Source organism: Streptomyces sp. CB02261 (assembly GCF_001905665.1).
In the GTDB taxonomy this organism is placed as follows: Bacteria; Actinomycetota; Actinomycetes; order Streptomycetales; family Streptomycetaceae; genus Streptomyces.
In genome coordinates, this window is sequence record NZ_LIVX01000015.1 from 151,283 (window position 1) to 159,299 (window position 8,017).

The window sequence follows — 8,017 nt, forward strand, 5'->3', positions numbered from 1 at the left end:
ATCACCGGAAACCAACTGAAGGGGGACCTCCTGTGGAGGCCGTATCCCGCACCGCCCAGTGGACCGCCGCCGCGCGCGCCCTGGAGACCGAGCGCGAGGACCGGCTGTTCGCCGATCCTTACGCGCGCACCGTCGCCGACCGCATCGGCTTCGAACTGCTGGAGCGCTACGCCGGGGGCGGCACCGTGCCGTTCCTCGCCATCCGCACCACCTACCTCGACCGCGCCATCGTCCGGGCCGTGGAGGAGCGGGGCATCCGCCAGGTCGTCTTCCTCGCCGCCGGCATGGACACCCGCTTCTTCCGGCTGCCCTGGCCCGACGGCGTCACCGTCTACGAGCTCGACCGCCCCGCCCTCCTGGAGGCCAAGGCCGAGATGCTGGCGGGCGAGCCCCGGCCGGCCGGCCGCACCCGGGTCACCGTCCCCGTCGACCTGACCCAGGACTGGACGGGACCCCTCAAGGAGGCGGGCTGGAAGAGCGACGAGCCCGTCCTGTGGGTCGTCGAGGGCCTGCTCTTCTTCCTGCCCGAGCCGGCCGTACGGACCCTGATCTCGACGCTCTCCGCGCACGCCGCCCCCGGCTCCGTGCTGCTCGGCGACGTCATCTCCAGGGCCGCCCTGGAGAACCCGCTCGCCCGCGGCTTCATGAAGGCCCTGGACGAGGACGGCAACCCGTGGCTGTTCGGCACCGAGGAGCCCGAGGCGCTGCTCGACGACTGCGGCTGGTCCGTACGGGAGGTCAAGCAGCCCGGCGAACCGGGCGCCGACTTCGACCGCTGGCCCTACCCGGTCCCGGCCCGGTCCGTCCCGCGCGTGCCCCGCTCCTTCCTGTTCACCTGCGACCTGCCGGGCGCGACCGGACGCGACTCGGAGGTGGCCGCATGACCGCCCGTCGGGGGTCCGGGGGTCGTCCCCCGGTTCGGCACAGCACCTGCGACCTGCCGGGCACCACCGCACACGACTCGGAGGCCGCCGCATGACCGCCCACGACTTCCACCAGCGGGTCATCACCGACGCCGGCGCGGCCGTCCGCGGTCTGACCGTCGCCCTCGGCGAGCGCCTCGGCCTGTACAAGGCGCTGGCCGCCGGCGGTCCCCTGACCGCCGGGCAGCTCGCGGAGGCGACCGGCACGAACGAGCGGTACGTCGAGGAGTGGCTGCACGCCCAGCTCTCCGCCGGGTACGTCGAGCGGCACCCGAGCTCCCGCACGTACACGCTCCCCGCCGACCACGTCGAGGTGCTCGCCGACCCGAAGGCCGTCACGTACGCCGCCGGGTTCTTCACCGCCCTGAAGGCGCTGTACGCCACCGAGGACCTGCTGGTCGAGGCGTACCGCACCGGCGACGGCGTCGGCTGGGCCGAGCACGACGCGGCCCTCGACACCGGCATGGGCTCCTTCTTCCAGCCGACGTACGAGCACAAGCTGGTCCCGGAGTGGCTGCCCGCCCTCCACCAGGTCACCGACAAGCTGGCGGACGGCGGCACGGTCGCGGACGTCGGCTGCGGCGTCGGCCACACCACCCTCCTCATCGCCCGCGCCTTCCCGAACGCCACCGTCCACGGTTTCGACTACTCGGAGGAGGCCATCTCGATCGCGCGGGAGCTGGCCGAGGAGGCCGGACTCTCCGACCGGGTCGTCTTCGAGGTCGCGTCGGCCGACGACTACCCCGGCTCCGGCTACGACCTGGTGTGCTTCTTCAACGCCCTGCACGACATGGGCGACCCGGTCGCCGCCGCCCGGCACGTCCACAAGTCGCTGGACGCCGACGGCACCTGGATGCTCGTCGAGTCGAACGTGTCCCCGCAGGACGTCGACGTCCAGACGCCCGCCGCCCGCATGTTCATGGCCCTGTCGGCCGTGATGTGCCTGCCCGTCGCGGTCGCCCAGCGCGGCCCGCACGCGCTCGGCAACCACTCGGGCGAGAAGGCCTTCCGGGCCATCGCGGAGGAGGCCGGCTTCACCCGCTGGCGCCGCGCCACGGAGACCCCGGTCAACGCGGTCTACGAAGTCCGCCCGTAATCCGACCAAGAGGAGTTACCGCCATGGGCGTGACCGCCCCCCTGCCCGTCACCGACCGGTTCCTGGAGGTCCTGGAGCGGCTCAGCGAGCGCTCGGTCGAGGACTACTACAACCCGTACCAGACCTTCCAGTGGCCCGAAACGCTGGAGGAGAACCGTTTCTGGATGACGCCGGAGCTGCTCACCGTCTACGGCACCGAGCACTACGACACCCTCGGCGAGGACACGCTGCAGCGCCTGTCGAAGTGGGAGTCCGTCAACTTCTACAGCCTCAACGTGCACGGCATCCGCGAGCTGCTCATCGAGGTCGTCGGCCGCATCCACATGCCCGGCTTCGAGGTGCCCTCGGACTTCTTCCACCACTTCATCGGCGAGGAGAACGAACACATGTGGTTCTTCTCCGAGTTCTGCCGCCGCTACGGCAACAAGATCTACGGCTCCACCGCCATGCGCGCCGACGCGGCCTGGGAGCCGGAGGTGGAGAACTTCCTCGTCTTCACCCGCATCCTCTTCTTCGAGGAGCTCGTCGACCACTACAACTCCCGGATGGCGAAGGACGAGTCCCTCTGCCACACCATCCGCGAGGTCAACCGCATCCACCACCAGGACGAGTCCCGCCACATCGCCTTCGGGCGCGAGCTGGTCTCCCTCCTGTACAGCCGCATGTGCCAGGCCGTGAGCGCCGACCGGGTCCGCGAGGTGGAGGCGTACCTCAAGCGGTACGTCGTCTACAGCGTCAACTCCCTCTACAACCCCCACGTGTACCGCGACGCCGGCATCCCCGACCCGCTCGCCCTGCGCAACGCGCTGGTCGCCGACCCGAGCCGCCGCCCCCACGAGCGCAAGGCCATCCGCAAGCCGCTCTCCTTCTTCCTGAGGACCGGGATCTTCTCCGACGACACCCTGCCCGTCGTCTGAGCGCGCCCCTAGGGGATGCCCCCGGACCTCCCACCCGAGAGGTGAAGTGACCATGACCGTGACGACCCCCGCGACCGCCGGGGCAGCCCCGGGGCAGGCGAGGGGCCTGCCCTCGCTCGGCCCGGAGGGGACCCGCCTGCTGCGGCTCCTCGACGACACCTTCGAGAGCTGGGGCGTGACCGCGGGCGCCCGCCCGATGACCATGCCCCCGCTCCTGCCGGCCGCCGACCTCGCGAAGCTCGACTACTACGACAACTTCCCGCACCAGGCCGTCGTCGCCACCCCGCTCGACCTGGAACGCCGGGAGACCGCGCCCTTCTCCGCCGACACCGGCCGCTTCCCGAGCGACGCCCTCGAACCCGCCGCGCTCGGACTGCCCTCGGCGTCCTGCTACGCCGTCTACCTCGACCACCAGGGCACCCGGGTCGCCGACGACACCCTCGTCACCATCTGCTCCTGGTGCTTCCGCAAGGAGACCCACTACGAGGGGATGCGGCGCCAGCTCGGCTTCCGCATGCGGGAGATCGTCGCCATCGGCACCCGCGAACACGCCGAGACCCACCTCGCCGACTTCACCGAGAAGATCCAGGGCTTCGCCGCCGCGCTCGACCTGCCGCTGCGCAAGGAGGCCGCCTGCGACCCGTTCTTCGACAAGGGCGGCTCGAAGGCGCTGCTCCAGCGGCTCACCCCGGTGAAGTACGAGTTCCTGTACGAGGACCTGGCCATCGCCTCGGTCAACACCCACCGGAACTTCTTCGGCGACCGGTGCGACATCACGCTCGGGTCGTCCGGCGGACCGGCCTTCACCAGCTGCGTCGCCTTCGGCCTCGAACGCTGGCTGTCCGCACTGACCCGCCGCCACGGCGGCTGGGACGCCGCCACACGGGCGGTGCTCGACGCGAACGCCCGCGCGCGGACCGGTGCGAGTGGCGCGGCCGGGCCGGTGATCTGACGTGCCGGCCCGTCCCGCCGCCCCGCCGGCGGGCGGCCTGGGGTGGGCGAACCTCGGCATGGACATCGTGTCCGTCAACCGTGTCCGCACGCTCCTCAACCAGTACGGGGAGCGGTTCTTCGAGCGGATGCTCACCCCCGGCGAGCTCGCCGACTGCCGCACCTCCTCCGGGCTCGACGTGCTGAGCCTGTGCGGGCGGATCGCGGCCAAGGAGGCGGCCTTCAAGACCCTACGGGTCAGGGGCAGGTTCCTGCCCTGGCCGGACATCGTGGTGCGGCGCTCCGAGGGCGGCTGGCCGCTCGTGGAGCTGCACCGGTCGGCCGCCGAGATGGCCGCCGCGTCCGGCATCACCGAGATCACCGTGTCCATCAGCCACGACGTGGACTACGCGGTGGCGGTGGCCGCCCCGATCATCGCCCCCGCCACACCCATCCAGTAGCAGCTAAAGGAGTTCAACCATGGCCGACGGCCTGCAGACGGTGAAGAGCTGGATCCTCGCGCGTCACCCCGAGCGCCAGGACATCGCGCCCGACCTCGACCTGATCGAGAACCGGCTCATCGACTCGCTGTCCTTCGTCGAGTTCGTCTTCCTGCTGGAGCAGGAGAGCGGCACCGCCATCCAGATGGAGACCCTGGAGGTCGAGTCCATCCGTACCCTCGCCGCCATCGAGCGGCACTTCTTCACGGCCGCGGTGGAGGTCCAGGCATGAGCCGCCGCCTCTTCACCTCCGAGTCGGTGACCGAGGGCCACCCCGACAAGATCGCCGACCGGATCAGCGACACCATCCTCGATGCGCTCCTCACCGAGGACCCGTCCTCGCGGGTGGCGGTGGAGACCCTGATCACCACGGGTCTGGTGCACATCGCCGGCGAGGTCACCACCACCGCGTACGCGCCGATAGCGAAGCTGGTCCGCGAGGCCGTCCTCGACATCGGCTACGACTCCTCCGCGAAGGGCTTCGACGGCGCCTCCTGCGGGGTGTCGGTGTCCATCGGCGCACAGTCGCCGGACATCGCGCAGGGCGTCGACTCGGCGTACGAGTCCCGGGTCGAGGGCGCGGGCGACGAGCTCGCCGCCCAGGGCGCCGGAGACCAGGGCCTCATGTTCGGCTACGCCTGCGACGACACGGCCGAACTGATGCCGCTGCCGATCGCCCTGGCGCACCGGCTGTCGCGCCGGCTGACCGAGGTCCGCAAGAACGGCACCGTGCCGTACCTGCGGCCCGACGGCAAGACCCAGGTCACCATCGAGTACGACGGGGACCGCCCGGTCCGCCTCGACACGGTCGTCGTGTCCTCGCAGCACGCCGCCGACATCTCCGTCGAGGGCCTGCTCGCCCCGGACGTGCGCGAGTACGTCGTCGAGCACGTCCTCAAGGAGCTCGTCGAGGAGGGCGTCGTCCTGGAGTCCGACGGCTACCGCCTCCTGGTCAACCCGACCGGGCGCTTCGAGATCGGCGGCCCCATGGGCGACGCCGGACTCACCGGCCGGAAGATCATCATCGACACCTACGGCGGGATGGCCCGGCACGGCGGCGGCGCGTTCTCCGGCAAGGACCCGTCGAAGGTGGACCGCTCGGCCGCGTACGCCATGCGCTGGGTCGCGAAGAACGTCGTCGCGGCCGGCCTCGCCCGCCGCTGCGAGGTACAGGTGGCGTACGCGATCGGCAAGGCCGAACCGGTCGGCCTCTTCGTGGAGACCTTCGGCACCGGCACCCTGCCGGACGAGCGGATCCAGGAGGCGGTCGGCGCCGTCTTCGACCTGCGGCCCGCGGCGATCATCCGCGACCTGGACCTCAAGCGGCCGATCTACGCCAGGACGGCGGCGTACGGCCACTTCGGCCGCGAGCTGCCCGAGTTCACCTGGGAGCGCACGGACCGCGTGGAGGCCCTGAAGAAGGCAGCGGGGGCCTGAGATGCGCATCGCTGTCACGGGATCCATCGCGACCGACCATCTGATGACCTTCCCCGGCTGGTTCAGCGAGCAGCTGCTCGCCGACCGGCTCGACCGGGTCTCCCTGTCGTTCCTCGCCGACAACCTGGAGGTCAGGCGCGGCGGAGTGGCAGCGAACATCGCCTTCGGACTCGGCGTCCTCGGCCTCCGGCCCGTCCTCGTGGGCGCGGTCGGCGCCGACTTCGACCCGTACCGCGTCTGGCTGAAGGACCACGGTGTGGACACCGACTCGGTGCGCGTCAGCGAGTCGCTCCACACCGCCCGGTTCGTCTGTACCACCGACCGGGCCCAGAACCAGATCGCCACCTTCTACGCGGGGGCGATGGCCGAGGCGCGCGAGATCGACCTGAGGGACGTCGTCGCCCGCACCGGCCGCCTGGAACTCGTCCTGGTCTCCCCGGACGACCCCGAGGCGATGCTCCGGCACACCCGCACCTGCCGGGACCTCGGCATCCCCTTCGCCGCCGACCCGTCGCAGCAGCTGGCGCGGCTCGACGGGGACCAGGTGCGGGAGCTGGTGGACGGAGCCCGGTACCTGTTCACCAACGAGTACGAGACGGCCCTGCTCCTGGAGAAGTCCGGCTGGGCGGAGCCGGAGGTGCTGCGCCGCGTCGGCACCTGGATCACCACCCACGGCGAGGCCGGCGTCCGCATCCGCGGCGAGGGCCGCGAACCGCTGGCCGTGCCGGCGGTCGAGGTCCCCGCCGTCGTCGACCCTACCGGCGTCGGCGACGCCTTCAGGGCCGGGTTCCTCGCCGGGACGCTGTGGGGCGTGCCGGAGCGGTGCGCGGCGCAGCTGGGCTGCGCCGTCGCCGCGACCGTCCTCGACTACGTGGGGACGCAGGAGTACCGGCTGCACCGGGAACCGCTCCTGGACCGGATCAGGACCACGTACGGGGTGGGCTGCACGGCGACGCTGGTCACCCCCTTGCGGGGGCTGTCATGAGCACTGCCCGGCCCCCGCTCCGGGACGAGTTCGCCAAGCGGGTCGTCGTCGCCGACGGGGCGATGGGCACCATGCTCCAGACCGCCGACCCGAGCCTGGACGACTTCCGCAACCTGGAGGGCTGCAACGAGATCCTCAACCTCACGCGCCCCGACATCGTCGCCTCCGTCCACGACGCCTACTTCTCCGTGGGCGTGGACTGCGTCGAGACCAACACCTTCGGAGCGAACCTCGCGGCGCTCGCCGAGTACGGCATCGAGCACCAGGTGTACGAGCTGTCCGAGGCCGGCGCCCGGATCGCCCGCACCACCGCGGACGCGCACACGGCCGCCGACGGCCGCCCCCGCTGGGTCCTCGGCTCCATGGGCCCCGGTACGAAGCTGCCCACCCTCGGCCACGTGACGTACGAGCCGCTCCGCGAGGCCTTCCAGCAGAACGCGGAGGGCCTGATCAGGGGCGGCGCCGACGCCCTCCTCGTCGAGACCTCGCAGGACCTGCTCCAGACGAAGGCGGCCGTCGTCGGCGCCCGCCGCGCCCTGGTCCGGGCCGGCCTGGACCTCCCGGTCATCGTGCAGGTCACCGTGGAGACGACGGGCACGATGCTCCTCGGCTCCGAGATCGGGGCGGCGCTCACCGCGCTGGAGCCGCTGGGCATCGACATGATCGGCCTGAACTGCGCCACGGGCCCGGCGGAGATGGCCGAGCACCTGCGGCACCTGGCACGCCACTCGCGCATCCCGCTCTCCGTCATGCCGAACGCCGGCCTGCCCGTCCTCACCTCCGACGGCGCCCACTACCCGCTGTCCCCGGCCGAACTGGCCGACGCGCAGGAGGCGTTCGTACGGGACTACGGGCCCGCCCTGGTCGGCGGCTGCTGCGGGACGACCCCGGAGCACCTGCGGCAGATCGTGGACCGGGTCCGGGGCGCCGCAGTCCTCGACCGGCGGCCGACGCCCGAGCCGGGCGCCTCGTCCCTGTACAGCCATGTGCCGTTCCGGCAGGACACCGCGTACCTGGCGATCGGCGAGCGCACCAACGCCAACGGCTCGAAGAAGTTCCGCGAGGCGATGCTCGAAGCGCGCTGGGACGACTGCGTCGAGATGGCCCGCGACCAGATCCGCGAGGGCGCGCACATGCTCGACCTGTGCGTGGACTACGTGGGCCGCGACGGCGTCGCCGACATGGAGGAGCTGGCCGGCCGTTTCGCCACCGCCTCCACCCTCCCGATC

Annotated in this window: 9 protein-coding genes; all 9 read left to right on the forward strand. The window is 71.6% G+C overall.

Going from position 1 to position 8,017, the window contains the following annotated elements:
- Window positions 1-32: 32 nt before the first annotated feature.
- Window positions 33-884, forward strand: coding sequence for a class I SAM-dependent methyltransferase (locus AMK29_RS34680; RefSeq protein WP_073820056.1), 852 nt, complete (start codon window positions 33-35; stop codon window positions 882-884).
- A 91-nt stretch (window positions 885-975) separates the two neighbouring features.
- Window positions 976-2,019 carry a class I SAM-dependent methyltransferase gene (locus tag AMK29_RS34685; protein WP_073820057.1) on the forward strand — a complete coding sequence of 348 codons (1,044 nt, stop codon included), beginning with the start codon at window positions 976-978 and terminating at the stop codon, window positions 2,017-2,019.
- A gap of 23 nt (window positions 2,020-2,042) precedes the next feature.
- The gene (locus AMK29_RS34690; protein ID WP_073820058.1) at window positions 2,043-2,936 is read left to right on the forward strand and encodes a diiron oxygenase; all 894 of its coding nucleotides are present in this window, start codon (window positions 2,043-2,045) and stop codon (window positions 2,934-2,936) included.
- Between the two features lie 52 nt (window positions 2,937-2,988).
- On the forward strand, window positions 2,989-3,888 hold the full coding sequence (locus tag AMK29_RS34695) for a hypothetical protein (RefSeq protein ID WP_073820059.1): 900 nt from the start codon (window positions 2,989-2,991) through the stop codon (window positions 3,886-3,888).
- Window position 3,889: 1 nt separating this feature from the next.
- Window positions 3,890-4,327, forward strand: a complete 438-nt coding sequence (gene acpS, locus AMK29_RS34700; protein WP_079197252.1) for a holo-ACP synthase — start codon at window positions 3,890-3,892, stop codon at window positions 4,325-4,327.
- A gap of 19 nt (window positions 4,328-4,346) precedes the next feature.
- The gene (locus AMK29_RS34705; protein WP_073820060.1) at window positions 4,347-4,598 is read left to right on the forward strand and encodes an acyl carrier protein; all 252 of its coding nucleotides are present in this window, start codon (window positions 4,347-4,349) and stop codon (window positions 4,596-4,598) included.
- Window positions 4,595-5,803: a methionine adenosyltransferase gene (gene metK, locus AMK29_RS34710; protein ID WP_073820061.1), complete on the forward strand. Its 1,209-nt coding sequence runs from the start codon at window positions 4,595-4,597 to the stop codon at window positions 5,801-5,803. Before AMK29_RS34705 ends, metK begins: the two co-directional genes overlap by 4 nt.
- A 1-nt stretch (window position 5,804) precedes the next feature.
- Window positions 5,805-6,788, forward strand: coding sequence for a carbohydrate kinase family protein (locus AMK29_RS34715; protein WP_073820062.1), 984 nt, complete (start codon window positions 5,805-5,807; stop codon window positions 6,786-6,788).
- The coding region (locus AMK29_RS34720) for a homocysteine S-methyltransferase family protein (protein ID WP_158071377.1) at window positions 6,785-8,017 on the forward strand (1,233 nt) is incomplete at its 3' end. The genes AMK29_RS34715 and AMK29_RS34720, both read left to right, overlap by 4 nt.

What these genes read in the sequence shown, in the direction of transcription:
- AMK29_RS34705 (WP_073820060.1), top strand. Translation starts at nt 4,347, where the DNA reads ATGGCCGACGGCCTGCAGACGGTGAAGAGCTGGATCCTCGCGCGTCAC.
- AMK29_RS34690 (WP_073820058.1), top strand. Translation starts at nt 2,043, where the DNA reads ATGGGCGTGACCGCCCCCCTGCCCGTCACCGACCGGTTCCTGGAGGTC.
- AMK29_RS34695 (WP_073820059.1), top strand. Translation starts at nt 2,989, where the DNA reads ATGACCGTGACGACCCCCGCGACCGCCGGGGCAGCCCCGGGGCAGGCG.
- AMK29_RS34685 (WP_073820057.1), top strand. Translation starts at nt 976, where the DNA reads ATGACCGCCCACGACTTCCACCAGCGGGTCATCACCGACGCCGGCGCG.
- metK (WP_073820061.1), top strand. Translation starts at nt 4,595, where the DNA reads ATGAGCCGCCGCCTCTTCACCTCCGAGTCGGTGACCGAGGGCCACCCC.
- AMK29_RS34715 (WP_073820062.1), top strand. Translation starts at nt 5,805, where the DNA reads ATGCGCATCGCTGTCACGGGATCCATCGCGACCGACCATCTGATGACC.